At 50.0% G+C, this 23441-nt stretch carries 23 protein-coding genes; 13 read left to right on the top strand and 10 right to left on the bottom strand.

The genetic code is table 11. The features are described from left to right. Positions 1 to 3: 3 nt before the first annotated feature. Both NG795_RS09455 and NG795_RS09450 read right to left on the bottom strand, forming a co-directional pair. A complete protein-coding gene (locus tag NG795_RS09455) occupies positions 4 to 1593 on the bottom strand; it encodes a hypothetical protein (RefSeq protein WP_367288407.1) in 1590 nt (529 codons plus the stop codon). Then, on the bottom strand, positions 1586 to 3475 hold the full coding sequence (locus tag NG795_RS09450; RefSeq protein ID WP_367288406.1) for a serine/threonine-protein kinase: 1890 nt from the start codon (positions 3473 to 3475) through the stop codon (positions 1586 to 1588). Before NG795_RS09450 ends, NG795_RS09455 begins: the two co-directional genes overlap by 8 nt. A 359-nt stretch (positions 3476 to 3834) precedes the next feature. Between NG795_RS09450 and NG795_RS09445 the strand changes: the two genes are divergently transcribed. Beyond that, complete coding sequence (locus NG795_RS09445) at positions 3835 to 4317, top strand: 2Fe-2S iron-sulfur cluster-binding protein (protein ID WP_254565854.1); 483 nt, start codon at positions 3835 to 3837, stop codon at positions 4315 to 4317. 723 nt (positions 4318 to 5040) lie between these two features. Here NG795_RS09445 and NG795_RS09440 read toward each other — a convergent pair. Beyond that, positions 5041 to 5532, bottom strand: a complete 492-nt coding sequence (locus tag NG795_RS09440; protein ID WP_367288405.1) for a pentapeptide repeat-containing protein — start codon at positions 5530 to 5532, stop codon at positions 5041 to 5043. A 159-nt stretch (positions 5533 to 5691) separates the two neighbouring features. On the opposite strand from NG795_RS09440, the gene NG795_RS09435 reads away from it, so the two are divergent. Beyond that, positions 5692 to 6273 carry a YraN family protein gene (locus NG795_RS09435; RefSeq protein WP_367288404.1) on the top strand — a complete coding sequence of 194 codons (582 nt, stop codon included), beginning with the start codon at positions 5692 to 5694 and terminating at the stop codon, positions 6271 to 6273. Between the two features lie 59 nt (positions 6274 to 6332). Here the strand turns inward: NG795_RS09435 and NG795_RS09430 are convergent, their stop codons facing one another. After that, positions 6333 to 6722, bottom strand: a complete 390-nt coding sequence (locus tag NG795_RS09430) for a hypothetical protein (protein ID WP_367288403.1) — start codon at positions 6720 to 6722, stop codon at positions 6333 to 6335. 680 nt (positions 6723 to 7402) lie between these two features. Between NG795_RS09430 and queA the strand changes: the two genes are divergently transcribed. After that, positions 7403 to 8578 (top strand): tRNA preQ1(34) S-adenosylmethionine ribosyltransferase-isomerase QueA, encoded by a 1176-nt coding sequence (gene queA, locus NG795_RS09425; RefSeq protein WP_367288402.1) that lies wholly within the window; start codon positions 7403 to 7405, stop codon positions 8576 to 8578. 112 nt (positions 8579 to 8690) lie between these two features. On the opposite strand, the gene rpmF is transcribed toward queA, so the two are convergent. Continuing rightward, a complete protein-coding gene (rpmF, locus tag NG795_RS09420) occupies positions 8691 to 8870 on the bottom strand; it encodes a 50S ribosomal protein L32 (RefSeq protein ID WP_015151487.1) in 180 nt (59 codons plus the stop codon). A 138-nt stretch (positions 8871 to 9008) separates the two neighbouring features. Next, positions 9009 to 9848 (bottom strand): Npun_R2479 family HD domain-containing metalloprotein, encoded by an 840-nt coding sequence (locus NG795_RS09415; RefSeq protein WP_367288401.1) that lies wholly within the window; start codon positions 9846 to 9848, stop codon positions 9009 to 9011. A 474-nt stretch (positions 9849 to 10322) separates the two neighbouring features. On the opposite strand from NG795_RS09415, the gene NG795_RS09410 reads away from it, so the two are divergent. The 3 genes from NG795_RS09410 to NG795_RS09400 all read left to right on the top strand — a co-directional run bounded on the left by NG795_RS09410 (position 10323) and on the right by NG795_RS09400 (position 11885). Then, positions 10323 to 10523 carry a hypothetical protein gene (locus NG795_RS09410; RefSeq protein WP_015151489.1) on the top strand — a complete coding sequence of 67 codons (201 nt, stop codon included), beginning with the start codon at positions 10323 to 10325 and terminating at the stop codon, positions 10521 to 10523. Between the two features lie 355 nt (positions 10524 to 10878). After that, positions 10879 to 11334, top strand: a complete 456-nt coding sequence (gene psb28 / locus NG795_RS09405) for a photosystem II reaction center protein Psb28 (RefSeq protein ID WP_367288400.1) — start codon at positions 10879 to 10881, stop codon at positions 11332 to 11334. A 212-nt stretch (positions 11335 to 11546) separates the two neighbouring features. Next, a complete protein-coding gene (locus tag NG795_RS09400) occupies positions 11547 to 11885 on the top strand; it encodes a P-II family nitrogen regulator (RefSeq protein WP_015151491.1) in 339 nt (112 codons plus the stop codon). Positions 11886 to 11975: 90 nt separating this feature from the next. Here NG795_RS09400 and rdgB read toward each other — a convergent pair whose 3' ends face one another. Both rdgB and NG795_RS09390 read right to left on the bottom strand, forming a co-directional pair. Beyond that, positions 11976 to 12581 carry an RdgB/HAM1 family non-canonical purine NTP pyrophosphatase gene (gene rdgB / locus NG795_RS09395; RefSeq protein ID WP_367288399.1) on the bottom strand — a complete coding sequence of 202 codons (606 nt, stop codon included), beginning with the start codon at positions 12579 to 12581 and terminating at the stop codon, positions 11976 to 11978. Positions 12582 to 12714: 133 nt separating this feature from the next. Continuing rightward, complete coding sequence (locus NG795_RS09390; protein ID WP_367288398.1) at positions 12715 to 14187, bottom strand: phosphoglucomutase/phosphomannomutase family protein; 1473 nt, start codon at positions 14185 to 14187, stop codon at positions 12715 to 12717. 444 nt (positions 14188 to 14631) lie between these two features. Here NG795_RS09390 and NG795_RS09385 point away from each other — a divergent pair, with 444 nt between their 5' ends. Continuing rightward, entirely contained in the window at positions 14632 to 15804 is a 1173-nt protein-coding gene (locus NG795_RS09385) for a calcium-binding protein (RefSeq protein WP_367288397.1), read from the top strand. A 292-nt stretch (positions 15805 to 16096) separates the two neighbouring features. On the opposite strand, the gene NG795_RS09380 is transcribed toward NG795_RS09385, so the two are convergent. After that, a complete protein-coding gene (locus tag NG795_RS09380; RefSeq protein WP_367288396.1) occupies positions 16097 to 16444 on the bottom strand; it encodes a hypothetical protein in 348 nt (115 codons plus the stop codon). A gap of 471 nt (positions 16445 to 16915) precedes the next feature. On the opposite strand from NG795_RS09380, the gene NG795_RS09375 reads away from it, so the two are divergent. Then, a complete protein-coding gene (locus tag NG795_RS09375; protein WP_367288395.1) occupies positions 16916 to 17071 on the top strand; it encodes a hypothetical protein in 156 nt (51 codons plus the stop codon). A gap of 418 nt (positions 17072 to 17489) precedes the next feature. After that, on the top strand, positions 17490 to 18317 hold the full coding sequence (locus tag NG795_RS09370; RefSeq protein WP_367288394.1) for a photosystem II manganese-stabilizing polypeptide: 828 nt from the start codon (positions 17490 to 17492) through the stop codon (positions 18315 to 18317). Positions 18318 to 18335: 18 nt separating this feature from the next. On the opposite strand, the gene NG795_RS09365 is transcribed toward NG795_RS09370, so the two are convergent. Further along, the gene (locus NG795_RS09365; RefSeq protein WP_367288393.1) at positions 18336 to 18584 is read right to left on the bottom strand and encodes a hypothetical protein; all 249 of its coding nucleotides are present in this window, start codon (positions 18582 to 18584) and stop codon (positions 18336 to 18338) included. A gap of 175 nt (positions 18585 to 18759) precedes the next feature. Here NG795_RS09365 and NG795_RS09360 point away from each other — a divergent pair, with 175 nt between their 5' ends. The 4 genes from NG795_RS09360 to NG795_RS09345 all read left to right on the top strand — a co-directional run bounded on the left by NG795_RS09360 (position 18760) and on the right by NG795_RS09345 (position 23438). Continuing rightward, on the top strand, positions 18760 to 20967 hold the full coding sequence (locus NG795_RS09360) for a protein kinase domain-containing protein (RefSeq protein WP_367288392.1): 2208 nt from the start codon (positions 18760 to 18762) through the stop codon (positions 20965 to 20967). A 215-nt stretch (positions 20968 to 21182) separates the two neighbouring features. Next, on the top strand, positions 21183 to 21836 hold the full coding sequence (locus NG795_RS09355; protein WP_367288391.1) for a hypothetical protein: 654 nt from the start codon (positions 21183 to 21185) through the stop codon (positions 21834 to 21836). Between the two features lie 57 nt (positions 21837 to 21893). Continuing rightward, entirely contained in the window at positions 21894 to 22505 is a 612-nt protein-coding gene (locus NG795_RS09350; RefSeq protein ID WP_367288390.1) for a DUF1822 family protein, read from the top strand. Between the two features lie 150 nt (positions 22506 to 22655). Then, the gene (locus tag NG795_RS09345; protein WP_367288389.1) at positions 22656 to 23438 is read left to right on the top strand and encodes a TspO-related membrane protein; all 783 of its coding nucleotides are present in this window, start codon (positions 22656 to 22658) and stop codon (positions 23436 to 23438) included. The last annotated feature ends 3 nt before the right edge of the window (positions 23439 to 23441 follow it).

Below are 23441 nucleotides of genomic sequence, written 5' to 3'. Positions count from 1 at the left end.
CGGTTAACTGGGAATAAATTCGATCGCCAAGGATAACTGCGCCCACCCAGATTGCCAGTGTTGCTGGGATGAGCAGATTTCTACGGCTAAAGTATCCTCCGGGTCTAACAAAGCTGTCACCAGGGTTTCTACGGGATCAACGCTAGTGTTCCCTTTAGTGGAAGGCAACGAGACCCCGGAAAACCCGGCCCAGAATCGGGCGGATAACTGTTCCAGGGCGATCGCTTCAGAATACCACCCACTCCGGTCCGATTGAATCACCGTCCCTGGGGCCAACGGTGTGATCGGACTGGGAGTCTGTCCGGTAGCAATATCGATTACCCACGAGAACTTCGGGGTTTCCACGGTCAAAATTCCCACCAGTCGTCCCATTCCCGTTTCCCAGTCTCGTTCCGGTTGGAGGATGCGGGTTTGGACTCCTGCCATCCATTGCATGACCTCTAAACCTGACCCTAGCATCTTCCATAACAGTTGAGAGGCTAATTCATCGATGGAAATCTCTGCCGGAGGGGGTGGGATAACGGGATGAGACGGTTTGGTATCCACGAGACGACTGGCGATCGCCACGAATAAGGGAATCAATTCCGACCCCTCCCCTCCGTTGTTACTTCCAGGGATACCATGACTCTTTTCTTGCCAGTCCCAGAGGAGGGGAAGGACCGCAGCAGCAATTCCCCCATCAGAAGTCCCGGGAGTTTTGGAGGAATCTGGATAGTCTACCAGGGGTTGACAGGGGCGAATTTTCGCAGAGGTGGGGTGATCCGGGTCTGAAAAGGGTTCCGAGAAGAACTCCAGTTCTGGATCCCTGACAAATGCCAACTCTAAGGTGAGTTGCATCTCGCCCACCTGCCAGGGACTCCCGGGTTGGAGGAATTCTACTGGAGTGGGTTGGAGGAAGCGGGCGAGTTCTGGGGTGGTGAGGTGCAGTTGTTGGCGGAGTTGGGAGAGGAAGTCCCCCAGTCTCAGGGACTCACGCAAGGAGGCAACAGCATCGGACTGAATCCGGGTGGTTTCGGGGTCGAGGGGGACTAATTCGCCAGGGTAGGGACAAGGGCGATCGCTGGCGAGGTCAAAAAACCAGGGGCAATCCCCACTCTTTCCCCGTAATCCGAGCACCAGTCGCACCATTCCCCCGTCCCATCCCTGTTCTGGTTGGAACATATTCGCCGGAATCCCGCTAATCAGTCGCATCACCGCTTCGGAACTGCGGACGGCATACCAGAGAAGTTCGGGAATCCAGTCTTCTAGGGGGATAAACCGGGATTTTGGGGCTGTGTTTGGGTCGGGGTTGGGTTCTGGGGTGAGAACCGTCGCTTGTTTAAAGGAATCGAGGACCTGACAAGCTTCTGGGAGGAGGTAGGGGGTGAGGATTTCCGGAGTTGGGGGATAGTCAAAGCGGTGGACAACTTCGGGTCGCCGCATTTCGGCTACTTTCGCAATCAGTTTCTCCCAGGCGGCGATCGCCGAAGGGTCTAAGCAAAATTCCCCGACTTCCGGGCCGGTTTTTGGGGGAATTAGCTTGAGAATGGTCTGCCGGACCTTTAAGGGGTCAAAAGGGGGATGTTCCGGGTTTAATTGTTGGGGTTTACTCATAAAGTTTCCTTCCATCGATCTGGAAGAAGTGGATCGCGCCGCCGACTTCGGTCCGGGTGGCGATCGCTAAATTCAGGGGACTCGGTGGCATTTGGGTTCCGGAATTGAAGGCGGCAGCAAGGGCGATGGGGGACCCGGGTCCTTGAATCGCAGCCAAGGGCTCTAAGTCATGATTAAACCAGAGAATTTGCCCATTCTCATCGGCAGTCACCCCACCCCCAGGGACGACGGATAAACAAACCGGGAGGGTTGCTAAGGGTAGCCGACGGACCCGCAGGGGCCAGAGTTGAATCTGCCACAAGGCGGGTCTGGGGTGACGGGTAATTCCCGCCAGGGTATAGGGTTGTTCGGTTAAAATCACCGGGTCTAAAATGCCCTGAAAGGATTCAGACCCGACTCGGGTTCCCCGACGGGTATAAACCTCGAACAGGGTCCGGCCCTGGTTAGGGCCGGAGTCATCCCGGATCGCCAGGAGATGTTTGGAGTCGAGAAACAGGATCCTAGGCAGCTCATCGTCAGGAATTGGGCAGTGATGGTCTGGGGCCTTAAATCCGGTGGGGGAGAGGGTGGCGAGGGAATAAAAGTTGAGGGTCCCTGGTACGGCAATGGCTAACCAGCGGTAGTCTGGGTCGATCGCCATCCGAAATTCCCGATCGCAGGTGAGTTGATGTTGGGGTTGACCCTTGGCGATCGCCAGCCAATACAGCCGACGTCCGGTACTCACCCAGCAGCCCCCCGTTACTGGCAGAACCTCGGTCACGCGATCGGGAAAATCCACCACCTTGGGGGGGAGTGCTAGTTGATGCCAGAGTCTTACCTGATTCCCGTGGGCCGCGTAGAGATAGCCCTCCTGGGAGACTAATGCTGTGGTGGGGACGGATAGGGGAATGCGGGACTGTTGGCTGCTGGGGCATTCCGGCATTTTCGGCATCGGGGACTCGTTCAAGGGTAACGGGCGATCGCTCAAGAGTCGTACCCCGGGTTCATTCATCGCCGCTTTAATCTGTTGTGCCATTTGCGCGGCGCTGGCGTACCGCCGCGCCGGGAGTTTCTCTAAGGCTTTTTCCAGGATTAACCGCAAGGGCAAAGGCACCTGTTCGGGAACCTGCAAGCGCTGATTCAAATGCGCCCACATCAGGTCCCCAGGTTTTCCCGTAAAGGGTCGATATCCCAGCAGCAGTTCAAACAGCAAAATCCCCATCGAGTAAATATCCGCCCCCCGAGAGTACAAGCCATAAAAGCCTTCGGGGGCCGCATAAGCCGTCGCCCCCACTGCTTCGAGTTCATCACTCTCCCCCCGACGACTCCCTTGCAGTTCGCCGAAGCGCCGCGCAATGCCAAAATCCGAGAGGCGCGCAAACCAGGCCCCTTTTTTCACGCTCAACAGGATATTTTCCGGTTTGATATCACAGTGAATGATTCCCGCCTCATGAGCGCATTCTAATCCCGCCAGAATCCCGAGGATTAATTCCATCCCTTCCCCTAAACTCAAGGAAGCGTTTGCTTCCAGGAGTTCGCGCAGGGTTGCTCCTTCACAGTAGTCCATCACCACATATCGGGCGGCAGGGGTTTGTTCTAAGGCGCGACAGGTGACAATATGCGGATGTTGCAAGGTGAGTAAGGACAACAGTTCCCGCAAAAATTTATGGGTGGGTAGACGCAGGTGAGTCAGTTCTTTGAGGGCCACCAATTGGCCGGTTTTGCGCTCGATCGCACAAAAGACTTTGCCAAATTGTCCCTGCCCGACTAATGCTAAAACTCGATATTTGGGCAGTTGCTTTTGGAGTTGCCGCAATTCCTTGGGTGTTGCGGGTCCCGAGGGACGACTTCCTTTCAGATAGCCTATATTCGGCCCTTCATCGGATTGGTTAGTCCGGTCCATCCTCTCTCCCTTGTTGATCCTGTCTTGATCATGCGATCGCTCTGTCCTCTGATGAGTCATCCTGACTCGCCAGGTGTATTGCCCCTTCCTATCGTAAATCCCTTTGCCCGCAAATGACCGCTTCCCACCGGGCCTCGCATATCCTGACTTGGACCGCCAATGTCACAATAATTAAGATTGAGCCAGCTTTCAGGGTGCATCAACGTTTAAATCCGTCGGGGTAATCATAATAATCTTTAATTGTCAAGGGTTAAGTTCAAAAAAAGGCCCGTCCCCTTGTCCATTATCCTCAAAGTCAAAACCGGATCTACCGTAACTCGGAATCAATCCTACAACCCACCACCAATCACCCAATTAAGATGGTCAAAATTGTTCGTTTAGAACCAATCGCCCAAGATACCGAAGTTCAGACAAATGCTAACATTCTCTCGGCCCTACTTGCTGAAGATCTCCACGTCCTCAAAGAATGTGGAGGGCGAGGATTATGTGCCACCTGTCATGTGTTTATAAAACAAGGTATGGAGAGTGTCTCTCCAATGGGACGCCGAGAACAACGCACCCTAGAGGTGATCACCACCGCTAAAACTAACTCTCGCCTCGCCTGTCAGTCCCGAATCCTCGGCGAGGGGGTAGTGGTCGAAGTCCCGACGGGGATGTATCTCGATGCGATTGAAGATATCGAGGCCCTGATCGGACGGCGCACGGAACAAGATCTATTACATCCGATCACGGGTCAAGTTGTGGTGGAATCGGGTAAGTTAATTACGCGATCGGTCATTCTCGAACTCAAAGATGTTCGTCTCCAAGTCGGACAATATTTAGCCCGCACTCGCGAAGCTTAAAACACAGGGAGTGCGAGCATTTTAAAACATCAGGAGTGCGAACATCTTGCTCGCTAGAACAAGAGCGAGCAAGATGCTCGCACTGCTCTAAATATCCGCAAGATGCTCGCACTGCTCTAAATATCTGAACCCTGATCCTAAATCCGGTTGTTAAAAGTATTAAAAATCCTAGGCCCTTCGACTCCCTTCGGCTGGGCTCAGGACAGGCTTCGACCCTTCGACCCCCTTCGACTCTTCGACCGGCTCAGAGCTCAGGACAGGCTTCGGCCCTTCGACTAGCTCAGGGCTCAGGGCTCAGAACTCAGAGCTTGTCGAAGAGTCGAAGGGCCTACAATTGCTCAACTTCTTTTTAAAGACCTATTCCAACCGCATTCCGTATGAGATCCCGTGAACCGCTATAATTCCAAATTAATCCCCCCAAACTTTTAGAGAAAGGGGGGATTTTAAAGCAACAATCCTGCCAGAATTGTTCTGACAGGACTGCCTATTATAGTGACTTGTTAAAAAGACCTTTGAGGTCTGTGTTATTTCGATTTTCTATGTTTTTACTTTATCTGAATCTAAAGAGACCGGACATCTATCTTTAGGGAGAAGTTGCCTTAGTCTCGAGTTAGAGGACGCAGAACTGTAGGAGGTTGGAGTAACTACCTCCGAGGAGAAGGAAAAACTGGCGATCGCCCCCTTCAATTGCCCCCCATTGTCAATCCTTCACCCAAACCCGTTTTAATCGCAATAAAGAGTATCGCGGGTGTTGCGTCCTGTCACCGGATTGGTCCCGCTGGCAAGTTCACAGAGGATTTCAGTAGCATCATCGCGTAGGAAGACATCGGTAAAATCTGCTCCTTCGATATTGGCCCCGTTAAATTTAGCACTGAAGGCAAAAGACCCTTCGAGAATGGCATTTTTGAGGTTGGCTTTGATAAACCTTGCCGTATCTAAGGTGGTGTTGCTGAGGTTTGCGCCTTCTAAATTGGCCTCTTCTAGGTGCGCGGCGAATAGGCTGGCCCCTTGCAAGTTGGCATGACTCAGGTTACTTTTGCGGAGGTTCGCGTGGTTAAAGCTGGCTTGGGTGAGGTCGCGACCGGAAAAATCCGCGCCGAGGAGGTTTTCTTTGTTATAGTTTTGGGCGAGAGCCTCGGGAGGGTAAGCCGTGGTGAGGGTGGCGAAGGTTCCGACTGCTGAGCTCCAAACCAGTACAGAAACAACCAGACTCATGACCCGAGTCCAACCCCAGTTACAAAACCAATTTTTCATACGTTCGTTTCGTCGATCCAAAAGTGACTCCTGCGCGATGGGAGGGATGAGTTTTTAAGACAAAGAAAATTCAAGTATCCGTTGTTATTTTATCAGCAAGCGTAACCCTGGAGTTGTCGGATGTGTGCTTCTTCTCCCCTTTGGTTGAGTATCCTGGCCGACCCTAGACCCAACCCGGGTTTGTGGGGTGAAGCATTGGTAGCTCAATGGTTACTGGATACAGGGTGGGAGATTTGGGCGCGGCGTTGGCGCTGTCGGTGGGGGGAAATTGATCTGATTGCTTGGCAGTCTGGTTATACAACACAAAGTAAATCATTTGTCAAGGGAGATGTTTCCCCTCATTTGGTCAGGAGTGAGGGGGGTCTGTTGGCATTTGTGGAGGTCAAAACGCGATCGCCCAGGAGTTGGGATGCCGGGGGTCTCTTGGCAATTTCGTCCGGGAAGCAGGCCAAACTGATCCAAACCGCCCAGTTATTTTTAGCGGAACATCCGGAGTTCGCTGAGTTTCCCTGCCGGTTTGATGTGGCGTTGGTCCAATATCAGCGCCAAAGGCGATCGTCCCAGTCGGGGGTTAACCTCCCAGGCGATCGCCCAGGTCAACCTTCACCGCCACAGAATCCCATCTGCCTCGGTCAACCCCAACCCATTGGAGATTATTGCTTTACCCTGCATGATTATATTTGTGGAGCGTTCGATGCCTAAGATCGCAACAGCCTCCTGTTTCCCGGTGACGAGAGTTCCCTTGTAGGAATTGGCCCGGATTATGCTAAAGTTTCCGGACAATACCCCAACCCTTGCACAAATTGTTCGCGAAACTCCTCAATTTCACTCAAATCAGGATGACCGTGAGACACAACCGCAATCTGATAGCGGCGCATCACCTCAATGGGAGACTGTTCATTTTCCAAGGCCCAGAGCGCCATTTGCAAGCGGATACTCGGTTGGCCGGGGATTCCTAATTCATTCATAAAGGCTCGAAAATCCCCATCCTGCTGCCGTTTGAGGGGCTGATTCATTTTCACCCGCACAATCCATCCATCGATTTGATGAATCACGCTCAGAAAGCGAACCGGCAGATTCGCGCTTGTGTTAAGATATTCCGCAACTCTTAGGGTTAGACTGGCATTCGCCAGGTGATAGAGGTAATCCATCTTCACCAATTTCCGTATTCTTGGACAATAATGAGTCATCTGGTTTGTCCGGTGGGTTAGTTGATTGCTTGTTGGCTCAGGAACCTAGTTTTCCCCATCCCTAGCAAAGCGTTAATAACTCTAGCCCTTGGACTTGGTAGCGCCAGGGAAAACTTGGCTACATGAGTTCAGGCCGTTGCCAGGAAAGGAATCCAGATGCTTTGCGTTCTCATGGAATTTAAAAGAGACCCAACTGAAGTAGGGAAGAATTGAACCTTCTGAGAGATGTGACTTTAGAGGAGGTCTTCGGTGGGAAAAATCCGGAGATTTTGCCAACTTTGTTTAGGGTTTGATCGGCTTTGATCCAATTCACCCCTGTCCTGTTCATCCTTCGATCTCATAACTATCAAAGCTCCATCTTCTATTGTGGCGATCGCCTGGTTTTTCTAACATGGGTAAGATCCCTCTGATGATATGGGGAAGTCTACCCAAGTTCTTACACTTACCCAGGGATTACCTTTCTTTAAACGTTTCTTAAGCTATCTTAGGTATTTATCCCCAGGTTTCTCTAATCCCTTCACTCCCCTTTTATTCAATTTAGCCAATTTTAAAAATAAAAGTTAAATTCGCCAAACTTTACATTATAATTTTCTATCTTAGCACAGATTCAACCGAATAAATCCCTTTTTGGGATGACAAGTATGTTCCCTAACGAAATCGATTCTGAGAGCCTAACAGCCCCGGTCAATACCCTCAACGGCCCAACCCACAGTAATACCGGGGGCGATCGCACCCTATCCGGATATGACTACGACCTGCCGTTCGACCGCATCGCTCAGAATCCGGTCACCCCTCGGGATAGTTCTCGGTTGCTCGTGGTGGATTCACCCACCAGTCACCAGCATCGGAGATTCCGAGACCTCCCAGAACTTCTAGAACCCGGTGACTTACTGGTTCTCAACAATACTCGGGTGATGCCCGCTAGACTCTACGGTTATAAATCCACGGGTACCCCTGTTGAGGTCCTGCTGTTAGAAGAACAAGAGGAGAACCAGTGGCTCGGATTAGTCAAACCGGGGCGGCGGTTAAAACCTGGGGCGCTGATTCAGTTTCCTGCGCCAGACCATCCAGAGGGCGAACCTCTCTCAAACTCCACATTGTCGGCTACTGTGTTAGCGACTGATGACGGGACTGGGGGGAGAATCTTACAATTTGAAGCGACACCGGGGACGTCCGTCCGGGAGTTACTGGAGTCTTATGGACAGGTGCCGTTACCGCCTTATATTACCCAATCTGTCGCTTCACCGGACCAATATCAAACGGTTTATGCCGAAGAGTCGGGATCCGCAGCCGCACCCACTGCGGGGTTGCACTTTACGGAAGAATTGCTCGATCGCCTGGAAGCCCAGGGAATAAATCGGGCCTTTGTTACCTTGCACGTCGGAGTTGGCACTTTTCGCCCGGTGGAAGTTGAGGATGTCACCCGCCATCAAATGCATGAAGAGTGGGTGCAAGTACCGCCGGAAACCGTGGAAAAAATCCGCGAGACGAAAGCGCGGGGGGGTCGAGTGATTGCGGTGGGGACCACCGGGGTGCGATCGCTGGAAGGTGCAGCAGTCTCCGGGGAATTGCAGCCGTTTTGTGGCAAGACGGATTTATTTATCTATCCGGGATATCAGTGGCGGGTCGTTGATGGATTGATTACCAATTTTCATCTACCGCGCTCAAGTTTGCTGATGTTGGTGAGTGCATTAATAGGGCGCGATCGCCTGTTGGGGTTGTATCGGGAGGCGATCGCGCAGGAGTATCGCTTTTATTCCTTTGGGGACGCGATGATCATTTTGCCTGCTGCCAAGACTGGCGTTTCAGCCTCCTAAAAAATTAAGCATCAAGCACTTGACAAATGACAATGCTTCATGCTTGATTTTTGCCCTGAACTGATAGCAAGACGCGATCGCCCGCGTCTTGACCATCAACGAACCCCTACCTTTAGGATTCTTCGTCCTCGTCATCTTCGTCAGAAGGATAGACAAAACCCGTAGAACGTCCGGTCAATACCGACTTGCCGAGGGACAGGGCTTTTTGAGCTTGCAAAGCTGCTTTGTTCTTCCAAGTCGCTTTGCGTTTATCGCGCTTGGATTTCGAGGTTTTCTTCTTGGGAACCGCCATAACCTGAATGACTCAAATTTTTGACAACCTTTCCATTTTAAGCCATAATCTTGACTCTGCGATCGCACCGCGAGTTGTTTGCTGCGTTCTGGGGTAAAAAATTTTCACACCCTACCCAGGTTTTCCACTGGATCCTCATCAGTGCAAATTTTCATGCTCGATCACAAACACATTGGCATAGAGATTGGCTAAAACCTGTTGTCCCTGTTGGGTCAACCCTAGGTAAGGTAGGGCCTCCTGAATGTAAGGATAAACGCTTTCCCAATAAACCCGAGGATATTTAGCCCGCAGATCCCCAGGGTTTTCGTACCCCAGTTTTGCATTCATGCCTATTTCTTCAAACTCATAGAACAGGGCACTAATTTTTTTCAAATATCTGGGATCGCTGAGTTGGCCGACTAGGGCCGCCGCCCGCACCAGTGCCGGATAAGTGCCAGATTCCTGAGAATCCTCAACGATCGGCATGGGAAACCGCGTCAGTTCAATATTCCGCTTGAGGGCTTCGGCATCAATCAGTTTATGACCGCCAAAGCGCTCTTGAATAAACAACTTATCGCGATCGACTCGATAGGGAGTCAAACTGGCAGAGGTCGCCCCTTCCGGGAGAGTTACCGTTTCGCCATTGCAACCCGTGGCATAGATCCCGGCAGCGGTTTGATCCTGTTTGCAAACCCCTTTGACATAGCCGATATCGTGGCAGACCAGAGAAATGATAAAGTGCAGCCAATCTTCACAAGAAACGCCCCCCTCACGGATGTGTTTCCCCCGCAAGATCTCTTGTCCCACTAACGTGATGTTAATGGTGTGTTCGATATTGTGGTACAAGGCATCGGTATTTGCCAGGTTCTCTAGGGCCATGTGGCCCGCCCAACCGATAATATCCGCATAGTCTGGTTTCAAACCCCCGTATGTCCGGGCATAGCCTGCTTTAAGCTGGCGCACGAAGTCATCAATCAAGATTTCCGTGGTATTAAACATATCCCCTTCTGCCTGTTATTATTTGCGCTTGGTTACCCTGGAGGGGCCAAAAACGCCGAGTAGACCGCCAACGTTGCTCCTGTCAATCATAAAAACTCGGATTTGTGAGCTTGAACCAGAGATAATGGTGCTTGTATTCAGTGTAGACAATTGGGAGACCTCAGCGGTGAAAATACAGACTCCCACTCCGACTCCGGTTCCCTTGGGAACGGGGGTTAGAGTGGGGTCCCACCTGGAGCGGGTGTAGAGACCCGAAATGAGGCGTCTCTGGCAACGGAAGACTGGCCTTCCCTAGCCGTTTTTTCAATATACGGTTTTCCGGTCTACTTCAATGACGGAGATCCTCGGGGGTCGCGATCTAGATCACACCCATCAGGCGGATGCGATCGCATCGTAGAAAAGCAGAATCGCTATGATCTATATCATATTGATCCTACGGATTTTCAGTGGAAATTATAGGTTTCCAAAAGAACAATGGAACTAACCGCAGCCATGTCTCAAGTCCCGCTGGAAGAATTATACGGTCAAGTCATGTTCTCTAATGTCGTGACTCGTGCCGATCGCCAACAGCTTAAAGCCGCTCTTTTAAAAGATTGCTTGAGCGAAGACGAACAAGCCATCATTGACCGAGTGCTTTATAACGTCCGCCGGGGATGGCTCCAGCTTATCGATTGAACTCCCTCCCCCTTATAAAAAAACCTGCTTCTAACTTTAAGCAGTGAGTACGGTATCTTTATTATTCATTTTGTCCGATTTGATATTTCGGATGCTGCCTATTGGGGTTTTTTTCTCAACCTGTCAGCATCCTTTGGCTTTTCATCTCTCCATTTATTTTTCCGGCCCCCAGAATCCTCGAAGGGAACAAAATCTCCATGAACGTCCCTCGGCTGTAGCGAGAATTGAGGGCCATTTTTTATGCTCATTTAGGGTTGGATACCAAATCGGGTTCAAACCCATTTTCTGTTGATCCCGCGCTTCTGGGGCTTTGTCCGCTTTCCGCCCCACCCTTGAGGGTGCGTGCGGGTTTTTAGTGCAAGAGAGAAGTCAAACCCTAGAGTGGGTAAATATTCAGAGCGATCGCCCCGATAAAAATGCTACGATAAGGGAGACGTTTAGGCGGGTGCGACTCGTGAGTGTCTCCATACAATTTATCAAGGGATTAGATGAGGAACTCGGCGGAATTAGTCTGCGAAAAGGCCGAAACTCGGGAACGAAAACCGTAGTATTGTTCTTTGAACGGGTTCAGGCTATGGAAAAAGGCCGAAGTTTTATTAATAAAATAGAAACCTTAAATTTGTATGATGAAGAAGGGGAAATTACAGTCATTCCCAATGGCATGAAATTTCAATTTGTGGATGATGACAATCTCTCCCAAGCTGAATGTTCGTTTGAGGTGACTTCGGATGAATCCTGGGAACGGGTGATGAGATTTTTGCACCGATATGCCGATGCGCATGGGTTTGAATTCCAAGAACCCAAAGTCTAGGCTTTCTTCTGGGGCGATCGCCAATCCGAGGGCGATTAGCTGGGATCAACTTAGTAGCTTGACCCCCGCAATTTTCCTGGGTCCCAACCTAACTGGCACCTTAATCCCGAATTTCTGTATCAAAAACTACAAAAACCCAGGACAGGGCGGTGATACTAAGGTACGATGCAGGTTACGCAATCAGCAGTTCAACAGCGTGAGGAGTCAGAAGCTTGAAAAAGGTAGAAGCCATTATTCGGCCATTTAAACTCGACGAAGTAAAAATCGCCTTAGTTAACGCAGGCGTAGTAGGGATGACTGTTTCAGAAGTCCGAGGGTTCGGACGGCAAAAAGGTCAAACTGAACGGTATCGCGGTTCTGAGTACACCGTAGAATTTTTGCAAAAACTCAAAGTGGAGATTGTCGTCGATGACGACATGGTGGATCTCGTGGTGGACAAAGTGGTTGCTGCCGCTAGAACTGGCGAAATTGGGGACGGTAAAATTTTCATCTCCTCTGTGGATGAAATCGTCCGGATTCGCACCGGAGAAAAGAACCTGGAAGCCATTTAGAACCTTGAGAAAGAATTAAGACTCCCCAATTGAGACTCAATTCTCCGTTCTTTTCAAATCTCCCCCCAACCTCAGTTGGAGGGGGATTTTTTATGAAAAATCTAGGGTAGCTAATTCAGGCAGGAGAATCTTAAAGGCCAGACCGCGATGACTCAGCCGTTTTTTAGTCTCGGGGTCCATTTCCGCAAAGGACTGACGCTGTTCGGGGTGGTAAAAAATTGGATCGTAACCAAACCCGTTATTTCCCCGGGGACGGTGGAGGATCCGGCCCGGACAAATGCCTTCAGCTTGTAAGGCAATGGAACCATCGGGACGGGCGATCGCGATTGCACAGACAAACTGGGCCTCTCGATTCAGTTCACTGCCTAACTCAAACAGCAGGCGCTCAATCCGCTCCTGATCCGTTGCACCATAGCGAGCGGAAAAAATTCCGGGACTGCCATCGAGAGCATCTACAGCCAACCCGGAATCATCAGCGATCGCCCATTGTCCCGTCGCGATCGCCACCTCCGACGCCTTAAGCACTGCATTCTCCATAAAGGTCTCGCCGGTCTCCTCCACGTCGATTTCCGGGGGTTTGAGCTGCAATTCCCAGCCCAAGTCTCCCAAATAGGCCTCCATTTCTTCCAGCTTACCGGGATTGCTCGTGGCAACCACCAAGGTTTTTTGCGTTTCAGGTTGTGATTCTAAAGTCATAGTCAAAACAGGGATACGGTAGCAACGGTTCCGAGGGGAGGGTTAGGGTACTGCACCTGATGGTCCCCTCCCCTGAGTCTTGGTCCGGGTTAGGGTGGGGTCCCCCTGAACGTAAAAAACTTACTCTTGTAAGCTAAACCCCCTCGGCCCATTGTTTGGCCCAAGCTAAGGTATCACGGACTTGGGCCAGGGTAGGCGCTTCGCAATAGAGTCGCAAAACGGGTTCAGTCCCACTAAACCGAATCAGCAGCCAACTGTCATCGCTTAAGCGGAATTTGTAGCCATCAATGGTTAGACAATCCACTACAGATTGACCGGCGATTTCCTTCAAGGTGGTGGTTTTGAGTTGTTCTCGCAGGCGATCGGCCACGGCCATACTACGCAGGGGTAAATCGATGCGGTCATAGCTGAAGTGATAGTCAGCTTGGTCCTGAGCGCGACGATAGAGGGTGCCTAATTCTAAGCCGGAGTGAACGATCGCCTCTAGGAGGTACAGGGAGGAAAGCAAGGCATCCCGTTCTGGGACATGGGTGCCATATCCAATGCCGCCAGACTCTTCGCCGCCAATCAGGACGCGATTTTCCAGCATCCGATCAGCGATATATTTGAAGCCGATCGGGGTTTCCATCAGGGGCCGGTCGTACAATTTGGCGACTCGGGGAATTAGGTCGGAACCGCTGACGGTTTTGATCACGGCCCCCATAAATCCGCGCCGTTTCGCCAGATGTTCGATTAAGACGGGGATCAAGATTTGGGAACTGAGGAAGGTGCCATCGCCATCGACGGCAGCAATGCGATCGGCATCGCCATCGAAGACAAATCCGACGGATAAACCAGGGTTGACCGATCGCCGGTGAGTTCGCATCTGGCGGAAGAGGGAGGAGAGGTAGCGCGGCAGGGGTTCTGGGGCACCGCCATCAAAGAGGGGGTCGCGATCGCTGTTGATTTCCTGTACGGGGACCTCCAGGATTTTACCCAATCCGGTCGCACCCGCCCCATGCATGGCATCAACAAATACCGTGAGTTGACCTTGGGCGACTGCCTCTTTAATCCGAGCAATATCCACCATTGAGCGCAGCATTTCGCAGTAACTCGGCCAGATATTGAACGTCTCTAATTTTCCTGGAGAAGGGGAAGCAGACCCTAGAGGGTTTTCTTTTGCCAGTTGCGCTTCGATCCGTTGGGTGACTTCCGGAGGGACTGAACCTCCAAATGCGCCCTTGACTTTTAAGCCGAGGTAGGCTGCTGGATTATGGGAAGCGGTTAAGACAATTGCGCCGAGGGCCTTGCGTTGGTGGGCTAACCAACTAAAGGCGGGGGTTGGGGCGTAGGTTTCCGAGAGCATGACGTCATACCCGACAGATTGGATGGACTCTGCCGCTGCTTGGGCAAAGGTTTCCGCCATAAAACGGCGATCGAACCCGACGATAATGGTTCGGCTTCCCGTGGAGGGTCCGTAAACTTCCTCTAAAACCTGGGCGGCGATCGCCGCCACCCGGACCACCCGCTCAAAGGTAAAATCAGCGGCAATCACACCACGCCAACCATCGGTCCCAAACTTAATCGGGCTACCATTCACCGGGAGAGAGATGGGTGCAGAACTCATAAAGAAAGTGCCTCAAACCACAATAATTGTTAAAGAAATATCGACTTAGCCAGGATCCTAATCGACCCTCAGAGAATCAGAGCAAAATATAGATTGACCCATAAGGTTTTGCACTCGGTGATTACCGAGTCATCTCTGTCCTAAGCGTTTAAGATTTTATCAAAAAACTGGAGAGATCAAACAAATTAAAACAGGTTAGTGAGCAAAAGTTACTCCCCTTTAAAGGAGAGATTTGTGAGAAATTTTAGACCTAGAGTTCATGAATCGACACAATTGCCAGCTTCACAGCGATCGGGTAGACCAATAATAGACCGAAGGTGCTTGTCTAAATGTAAATATTTGGTAATTTTTCAGGGACTGGGCCACCGGGCGCAATCCTTAAAACTGCTAAAATAATTGAGTTCGTTTTATTCTCTTGTAAATTCAGGAAACCCGTAATCGAATATGGCTAATATCATTGGCACAGATCAGGCTGAACTCATCTTGGGAACCATTGAATCCGATTCAATTTTGGGCTTAAAAGGTGAAGACACAATTGACGGAAGCTCAGGAAATAATACCCTCAACGGTAACCAGGGGGCAGATCTTATCATTGGCCGGGAAGGGGATGACTTCATGTTTGGGGGTCAAGGAAATGACGTCATTTATGGTGGCAGTGGGAATGACACCCTGTTTGGAAACTTAGACAATGACACTCTATTTGGGGAATCGGGAAACGATCTGCTATTAGGAGAGGCGGGACGGGATATCCTCTACGGGGGAGATGGAAATGATGTTTTACAGGGTGGGGATGATAACGACACCCTCCTTGGGGAAAATGGGGATGATACCCTATTTGGAGAAACAGGGGATGACGTCTTATTTGGCAATAAAGGCGACGATCTGGTCCTCGGGGGACTGGGAGACGATAGCCTCTATGGTGGACGCGATGACGATAGTCTGTTTGGAGAAGACGGAAATGACCTGGTATTTGGAGATTTAGGAAATGATATTTTAAACGGCAACCTGGGTAGCGATACCTTAGATGGGGGAGAAGGCGAAGATACCCTCTATGGTGGACGTGGGGATGATAGCCTTTTTGGAGGTGCAGGAAGTGATTGGCTCTTCGGTGGATTAGGTGCGGATACCTTGACTGGCAGCACTGGATCGGATTATTTTGTGTTGCAGTTAAATGCTGGGGTAGATCTGATTACTGACTATAACCCTCAAGAGGATTTCTTAACCTTAGAGGAGGGTTTAGAATTCGGAGATCTGGACTTTAAAAATATTACGAATGTTGGTCCAGATAATAGTCTCACCTCTAGTACCGCTATTTTGCTTAGAGATACGCAACGGATTGTGGCTCTGATATCGGGAGTGTCCGCCTCTGGTTTCACCGGGGCTGATTTTGTGGATAGTTCTGGAAAAGCGATTTCTATCGAACGTCCCCCAGTGGAAGATAATACGACTTCGACGACTCAGAATTCTACAGCGACTAATAATCTATTTGAGACGGGTTTGGCGAATTTATTTGCAACACCTGCACAAGACACTCTGGCATCCAATGTTAATCAGAATATCCGCAGTGGATCTGATTTTTTGGCCTTGGATAATACGGATACCCTGGCACTGATTTAACGAGAGGGATGCGGGAGTAGGGAAGAGGGAGTTGGAGAGACTGAAACTCTACAGCAGCAGTGAGTCAGGGTAGAGGAGATCGCCTCGGTGGATTGACCCGGCGATCGTCTCAATCCGGAGCAGGGACCCTCGTGAGGGTCGAGATCCGGATGGACCCAACCCTTCCTAAATCTTCCCAGAGGGCGAGCCGAGAAAACAGCTCAAAAACAGGCAATTTGAGGGGTTTTCAAGGTAAAAAGTTAGCCCGGTAAGGGTGGGAAGGGGAGGGTGAAAATCCCCCTCCCCAGAGTCGTCATTCTCCGTCAACCCTCCCCAAATCCTCAATATCCGGGGTATGATCCGCAGCAGCTTCTGATAAAACGTCCAGGAGCGATCGCAACTTGATCCGCTGGATGTAGGGCCACCCCCCAGAGGTTTCGATGTCTCGCAACAAGTTGTAAAGTGCCTGTCGGTTACTCGGTAGCGATTCCAAAAACAAACTTTCGCAAATTTCTCGATGAAGTTGCTCTAAAGTCCGGAGTAACTCCAAGAGTGCCAGACAATCCCCCTGATAATGATTGGCGACAAGACGCAAGTCTTCAATCGTACTGCTTAAATTGGGTAGTTTGCCGTCGGAGTCAAGATTTGTATTCAAGTCCATGTAGTTTTTTGCCTCAAGGTCGCGCGTAAACATTCCAATTCTTAAGCTGGGCTTTCACCGGCTTGTGCTGGGAGTCTAGAGCTATCAAATTTGATATTTTATCTAACTTTGTGCCGAGGGAGAGAAACGGGATCCGTTGAGGGTGGGTCAAAAATCAGGAGTTCCCGAGGCGATCGCCCCCCGACCCCCTCTATTCCTAGAGCATGGGGACCGGATGGGGTAGAAAGCGGGTTTCTTTAAAAACTCTCTGCCTGCGTTGCTACCAAATTAGGGCCAGAAACCTGGTTTCTTGTACCTTTTAATTCTGTAGCAACGCCCTAGCATCCATTCAGAGGTAAACCGGATCACACCATAGTTCTTAGTCAAACGCTTCGGTCCCGGTGGCGATCGCTCAGGAGGGTTACCCAGATGAACCCGGAGAGACTCCACCCACCAGTCTTTTCCCAACCGCCGGTTTAAGGATCCCGATAAATGGTGCATTCTGGCATTGATGAAAATACCATTGGATTCTTTGAAAATACAGTCTGGGGATCACACCCCTTGCATTCTTTCCCCTCTCCAAAAGAATTAAAAGCAACCTACGTTACGATGGGTGCTTATTTCGGTAAAATGCTCTATGGCATCTAAAAGCAACGTAAAATGCTTAAACCTCGACAGGAGAATTCCCGCTTCCCTGAGAAGTTGGAGTCGCCTTGTCGCCGTAGCAAGCTGAAACGGACCCAGGAGATCATCTCTTCCGGTCAGATTACCTAATCCAGGTGACTGACCTAGAAGCTACCTCCTCAATCCCGGATGGCCGAACAAAAACGCCCGCACTATTTTCCGAGGGTGCCACAACTGACAAAACCGATGGAGGATTTGGGTTGCTCGGTCGTTGTTTCTGCGGTAGGCATTTCGTTGTCATAGATTGAGTAAGTTTACTCATTAGTTCTGAATCGAACTTGCAAAGGCTTAACGGTTTGGGTTCGGTCGTCCGAACGAAGTTGAACCCAAACGGAAGATTAACCCCTGGTGGGATTGTCAAATTTTGAAATAAAGGTTGACCATGAGGTATCGCGCTTTAATTGTCGCATTTCTAGCAGTATGCTTGAGCGTGCTAACGGCTTGTAGTGAAGGGCCGACGGTGGGGAGTCAAGAACTCACCTATGATGATATCAGAAACACAGGTTTAGCAAATAGCTGTCCAGAATTGGCAGAAACCGCTCGGGGTGCAATTCCCATTGATGGCAGCCAATCTTATTTGCTGAGTGATCTGTGTTTGCAACCAACGGAATATTTCGTTCTGGAAGAAGGATCCAATAAACGGAAAGAAGCCGAATATATTCCCAGCAAACCGTTGACTCGTTATACCTCTTCCTTGACTCAAATCCAAGGACCCTTGACTTTGGGCAACGATGGCAGCTTCACCTTTGTGGAAAAAGATGGGATTGACTTCCAAGCAATCACCGTCATGCTTCCCGGTGGTGAAGAAGTTCCTTTCTTGTTCACCGTCAAAGGTCTCACGGCAAAAAGTCAGCCCGGACTTGATAGCATTAATACCTCGACTGACTTTGAAGGGGACTATACCGTTCCTTCCTATCGTTCTGCTTCTTTCCTTGATCCTAAAGGTCGTGGTGGAGCCACTGGATATGATAACGCGGTGGCGTTGCCTGCCAGTTCTGATGCAGCAGATTTGAATCGCTCTAACGTCAAGCGTGCACTACAGGGTAAAGGTCATATTTCCCTGAGTGTTTCTAAAGTCAATAGTGCCACTGGGGAAATTGCTGGTATTTTCGTCAGCGAACAGTCTTCGGATACTGATTTAGGTGCGAAAGAACCTGTAGAGGTGAAGATTCGCGGTCTATTTTACGGTCGCGTGGAACCAGACGCATAAGCGATCGGGTTGCACTCATCACCTGAAGAATCCGACTAAAGGGGCAATTGGCCCCTTTTTTTTGGAGATGGGGGAAATGGGGAAGTTTGTAGTAACGACTTCAGTCGTTTTCTTCACGTTCAACGTCCCGACTTCAGTCGTTTCCTCGTTACGAAAGCGATCGCTTTCGTAACGCCCCATGTCAAGCTCTGCCTCCAGTTCCCGAGCAGGTAGGTGGTAGACCCTGAGATTGCTGCTGTGATGGCGATCGCCATCACAGCAGAGCAACGACTGAAGTCGTTACTACAAACTTCCTCCCCATCTCCCCTATCTTCCCCATCTTCCCCATCCTCCCCATCTCCCCAGTCGTTTCTTGATCAAGACAATATGACCGAGGATAGTTGTTTTTTCCCGGGGAAAGTTAGGATAATCAAGGTATCCTCAATCGTTGGATAGAGTTGCTGTGAGTTATTGCCTCAATCCTAAATGCCCCAATCGGGCTGACCCCTTAAATGCACAGAACCGCATTTGTCGGCATTGTGGTTCGCTTTTGATTTTCCAAGGGCGCTATCGGATTGGGCGATTATTGGGGGAAGGGGGGTTTGGTCAAACCTTTGAGGTGAATGATGGGGGCATCCTGAAGGTTCTGAAGGTCCTGACTGATGATAACCCCAAGGCGATCGCCCTGTTTCAGCGGGAAGCTCAAGTTTTAAGCCATTTGAATCACCCCGGTATTCCCCGGGTGGAAGCAGAGGGTTACTTTACCGTCCTGCCCAGAAATAGCCAGCAGCCGTTACACTGTCTGGTGATGCAACGAATTGAGGGTCGGAATTTGGAGGTATGGATGGCCGATCGCCATCATCTACCGATTCCCCAGCATCAAGCCCTCAATTGGTTGAAACAGCTTGCAGAAATTTTACATATTGTCCATCAACAGCAGTTTTTCCACCGCGATATCAAACCCTCGAACATCATGCTTCAGCCAAATGGTCAACTGGCGTTGATTGACTTTGGCAGTGCGAGGGAGGTGACAGGAACCTATCTGGCAAAAGTGGGGGGAGGTCATCAAATTACGGGGATTGTTTCCCCCGGTTACACTCCCCCAGAACAGGCAAATGGAAAAGCGGTTCCCCAATCAGATTTTTTTGCCCTAGGACGAACCTTTGTGTTCCTGCTAACCGGAAAAGAACCCAATGCCTTTCCTGAAGATACTAGGACGGGTCAACTCTTGTGGCGATCGGATGGAAGTCGCCAAAGTCCCACGGCGGGATTCACCACGAATCCCTTGGCGGATTGTATTGATTACATGATGGCCCCTTTTCCGGGGAATCGGCCCCAAAATACTCAGGTAATTTTAAAGCGGTTGGAGGAAATCGAACAGGAGATGCAGCAACCGTGGGGTTCAACTCCTATGCCTGCGCGATCGCCTCAACCGATGGGTGGAATCCAACCTTATCAAGCAGCAGCAAGGATTCCCACTCGCCTGCTGCGATTAAATGGTGCCAGAAATTATAGTCGTCACAGTCGTCATAGTGGGCGATCGCGCTTTCATTACAAAAAAGCCCTGAAATCATCTCAAAAATTCCTAGTGGGTGGATTTTTCCTAGCCTTAGCGGGAACAGCCACTCACCTATTTGGCGGCTTTACAGTTCCCAATGTCTCCGCTTTACTCTGGTTGAACTATGGCAGTCCTGTGGTGATGCCCGAAGTTCCGGCTAACCCGGAGGAACCCTTCACTGGGATTTCTACGGTGTCGGCTCAACCCTTGGCAGCGAAACAGCCGATCACGTTAGCGAAAACCCTCGGGGGTCATCTGTGGGGGGTTAATTCTATTGCGCTGAGTCCCGATAGCCGCCTCCTAGTCAGTGGAAGTGTTGACAAAACGGTAAAGCTATGGGACCTAGAATCCGGTCAGGTCCGTCAGAGTTTATCCGGTCATTCCAATGAAATTTGGTCAGTGACTTTTAGTCCTGATGGTAGTAAGGTCGCCAGTAGCAGTGGCGATGGGACGATTAAAGTTTGGGAGACGAGTACGGGTAAGCTCTTACATACCCTGTCGGATCATGCGGCTTGGGTGATGTCGGTGACCTTTAGTCCCGATGGCAAGCAGTTAGCCTCTGGGGGTTTTGATAATACGATTAAGTTATGGAATGCAGAAACTGGGGAGTTGATTCGGTCGATCGCCGGTCATTCGGGTTGGGTGTTTTCCCTGGCTTATAGTCCCGATGGTCAACTCTTAGCCAGTGGCAGTTTTGATCGAACGATTAAAATCTGGCATACTCAAACCGGAGAGGTGGTCCGCACGTTAGAAGGGGGGTTGTATCGGTTTCGTTCGGTGGCTTTTAGCCCCAATGGTCAGTGGGTTGCCGGTGCCAGTGGGGACAGTTCGATTCTGATTTGGCAAGTGAGTAGTGGTCAGTTGGTCCGTTCACTATTCGGACATTCCGATGCCGTACACGCGATCGCCTTTAGTCCCGATGGTCAGACTTTGGTGAGTGGCGGAGGGTCTCTGGATAGTACCCTGAAACTTTGGAATATTGGGACGGGACAATTGTTACAAACCCTGAAGGGTCATTCGGATACGATTAATTCGGTTTCGATTAGTGCCGATGGCAAAATGCTGACAAGTGGCAGTCAAGATAATACAATTAAGGTGTGGCAATTACAGTAGAGCTCGTTCGCCCTCGGGCGACTGACTCAACTGTGCCCTTTCGCTGTTCAACCGGAGTGGGATTTCACTGCGAATCTCTATCGGGAGGGCGATCGCCCCTCTACTCAGTCGGTCACTTTTTACAGTAAGATCAGAATATATGCAGGAAAGGCGCTTTTCGGATGTAGGGGGAGTGTTTGCAAGCGATTGAAATCGAGCCGAAACTTAGGGAACTCATGGGGATAGCTTCCTCTGTGGATCCAGGGCTAGAGTACCGTTTGGAGGAAATCTGGCGTTGGATCAAAGATATGAGACCGGGTTTATTAATGCAGAAAAAATTTTTAATGGGGTTTCTGCTCGAAGTCATCAAGGATGCAGAATTTTGGTTAGCGCTCAAAGTTTTAACCGATGAGGAACGGGAATTATTTTTAAATCAGCTTACTCCCCCGGTCCGTTATTGGTATGAATTCCTGTTCCCCAAGTGGTTTAACGAAAAAGATAACAAATTTTACATTTGGAAACAAAAATTAAGATCCGGAGAATTCAATCAGGAGGATGCTCAACTGATTGACCTAATCGCACAAAAGATAAAGATTCGCGAAGGGAGCCTCGTCCAACGGTATGTGGCAGATTTTTCTATGGCAACAGATGCGATCGTCAGCAGCAACAAGGGCCGACCGCTTTGCGTCCAAGTGACTAGCATCTCTGATGATTTTTCCGAACACAAGTATGAAGAGTGGAAAAAAACCCTGAAAGACTGGAATATAGAGCGGGGGATTTTTGTGAGTTACAATCCGGGAAAAGAAGAATTCGTGAGTCAAGTGGTGAATTTGGTGTTGCATAACAGCAGCCATCTGGAAGAGTCAAAATATCTGAAATTCAGTTTTTAAGAAACTCGGTTTCTTAATAATTTCATTGGACAACAAACCTTTTTTAAGACTTTAGATATGGGTACGACAATCCAAACATCAAGTAAAGACCGCCTCGAAAAAGCATGGCAAGCCCTTCAATCGGCTCAAGATTTACAGGAGGACCGAATCAGGTTTGGTCTGGATCACGTTAATCTTTATGTCGAGGATGTAGAGGGGGATTGGATAGAAACCTGGGGAGAAGGGCAGGAATGGGAGAATCCGGTGAATTTGGGAAAGTGGTTTCAGCAGCGATTTGAACCGGGATGGCAGGCGATCGATGAGGTCTTTTGTCCGGAAGAAGATTCCCTGGCGTTAATCCGGGAAACCGCTGGAGTAAAACGGGCTAAAACGTTGCAATTAGGCCCTCAAAATAGCCAGCACCCGATCGCCTTGATTGTGACTATTAAGGCCGAATCTCACGGGGAAACAGGGGTATTAGTCCAGGTTTATCCCACCGGCGATCGCCCGGAATTACCCGCCGGGTTACAACTGAGTTTACTCTCTCACCACGGCGATCGCCTCCATGAGGTCGTCGCCCGCAATGCTGACTCCGGGCTACAAATGGAGTTAAGTGGACAACCGGGAGAACGCTATAGCATTCAGGTTACCTTAGAGCGCGATCGGGTCACAGAAGAGTTTGTGATTTAATTTGGGGGCAGTTGTAACACCGGGCGGGGGATAAATTTCCCGCCTCATAGCTAAAGTTGCAACTAACCCAGGGGAAATACCCTCACAGGAAGAGTGCAAAATCAGGGGCGATCGCCTAGGATAATCTTTAGAATCTAGGAGTCATTGCCCATGACACAGCTCTCTGAACGCTCTAACTCTGACCTATTCCGGTCGGTATCAACGTTGCTGGCGATTCTTGCTGCCTTTGTTACTAATATTATCGCCAATCTTTTCCCCTTTAATGGCCTCACCATTGGCGAAATTTCTAACCAAATGTTTCGGGATGTTTTAATTATTCCCGCTAACTACGCCTTTGCCATTTGGGGGCTAATTTATTTATCCCTGATTAGCTTTGGCATCTATCAAGTCTTACCGGCGCAACGCCATCATCCTCGGTTAAGGCGCATGAGTTACTTGCTGGTTCTCGCCAGTTTAGCCCAGATTGCTTGGGTATTTTTGTTTGAATATTTACAGTTTGGCTGGTCCGTTTTAGCCATGCTGATTATTTTAGGGTCTCTGATTCTCACTTATCTGCGCCTCCAGATAGGGAAAGAACGAATTCCCCCTCGGGAAAAATGGTTTATTAATATTCCCATAAGTATTTATTTGGCTTGGATTAGTGTCGCCACCGTAGTCAATATTGCTAGTACCCTCTATGCCTGGGGTTGGGATAACCCGAATACCTTTGTGTTTTGGACTGTAATCATGCTAGGTGTTTCCGCTGCGATCGCCGCTGTCGCCACCATTCAACGAGGGGATACCGCCTTTAATTTGGTGTTTGTTTGGGCTTATATTGCGATCGCCGTCCGTCAAAGCCAGTATGTGGTGATTGTCAGTACCGCTTTAGGATTGGCGATCGGGCTGATTCTCCTCCTCGGAGTTCCCTGGTTGAAGAAGCGCCGAAAAACTTGACGG

Origin of the sequence: Laspinema palackyanum D2c (assembly GCF_025370875.1) — a bacterium.
Lineage (GTDB): Bacteria > Cyanobacteriota > Cyanobacteriia > Cyanobacteriales > Laspinemataceae > Laspinema > Laspinema palackyanum.
The sequence above is the reverse complement of the archived record's forward strand: the minus strand, read 5'-3'. Positions and strand labels throughout refer to the sequence as shown.

Excerpts from the sequence above, each read along its gene's own strand:
- NG795_RS09455 (WP_367288407.1), bottom strand. The coding sequence starts at position 1,593 with ATGAGTAAACCCCAACAATTAAACCCGGAACATCCCCCTTTTGACCCC.
- NG795_RS09450 (WP_367288406.1), bottom strand. The coding sequence starts at position 3,475 with ATGGACCGGACTAACCAATCCGATGAAGGGCCGAATATAGGCTATCTG.
- NG795_RS09445 (WP_254565854.1), top strand. The coding sequence starts at position 3,835 with ATGGTCAAAATTGTTCGTTTAGAACCAATCGCCCAAGATACCGAAGTT.
- NG795_RS09440 (WP_367288405.1), bottom strand. The coding sequence starts at position 5,532 with ATGAGTCTGGTTGTTTCTGTACTGGTTTGGAGCTCAGCAGTCGGAACC.
- NG795_RS09435 (WP_367288404.1), top strand. The coding sequence starts at position 5,692 with ATGTGTGCTTCTTCTCCCCTTTGGTTGAGTATCCTGGCCGACCCTAGA.
- NG795_RS09430 (WP_367288403.1), bottom strand. The coding sequence starts at position 6,722 with ATGGATTACCTCTATCACCTGGCGAATGCCAGTCTAACCCTAAGAGTT.
- queA (WP_367288402.1), top strand. The coding sequence starts at position 7,403 with ATGTTCCCTAACGAAATCGATTCTGAGAGCCTAACAGCCCCGGTCAAT.
- rpmF (WP_015151487.1), bottom strand. The coding sequence starts at position 8,870 with ATGGCGGTTCCCAAGAAGAAAACCTCGAAATCCAAGCGCGATAAACGC.
- NG795_RS09415 (WP_367288401.1), bottom strand. The coding sequence starts at position 9,848 with ATGTTTAATACCACGGAAATCTTGATTGATGACTTCGTGCGCCAGCTT.
- NG795_RS09410 (WP_015151489.1), top strand. The coding sequence starts at position 10,323 with ATGGAACTAACCGCAGCCATGTCTCAAGTCCCGCTGGAAGAATTATAC.
- rdgB (WP_367288399.1), bottom strand. The coding sequence starts at position 12,581 with ATGACTTTAGAATCACAACCTGAAACGCAAAAAACCTTGGTGGTTGCC.
- NG795_RS09390 (WP_367288398.1), bottom strand. The coding sequence starts at position 14,187 with ATGAGTTCTGCACCCATCTCTCTCCCGGTGAATGGTAGCCCGATTAAG.
- NG795_RS09385 (WP_367288397.1), top strand. The coding sequence starts at position 14,632 with ATGGCTAATATCATTGGCACAGATCAGGCTGAACTCATCTTGGGAACC.
- NG795_RS09380 (WP_367288396.1), bottom strand. The coding sequence starts at position 16,444 with ATGGACTTGAATACAAATCTTGACTCCGACGGCAAACTACCCAATTTA.
- NG795_RS09375 (WP_367288395.1), top strand. The coding sequence starts at position 16,916 with ATGGTGCATTCTGGCATTGATGAAAATACCATTGGATTCTTTGAAAAT.
- NG795_RS09370 (WP_367288394.1), top strand. The coding sequence starts at position 17,490 with ATGAGGTATCGCGCTTTAATTGTCGCATTTCTAGCAGTATGCTTGAGC.
- NG795_RS09355 (WP_367288391.1), top strand. The coding sequence starts at position 21,183 with ATGGGGATAGCTTCCTCTGTGGATCCAGGGCTAGAGTACCGTTTGGAG.
- NG795_RS09350 (WP_367288390.1), top strand. The coding sequence starts at position 21,894 with ATGGGTACGACAATCCAAACATCAAGTAAAGACCGCCTCGAAAAAGCA.
- NG795_RS09345 (WP_367288389.1), top strand. The coding sequence starts at position 22,656 with ATGACACAGCTCTCTGAACGCTCTAACTCTGACCTATTCCGGTCGGTA.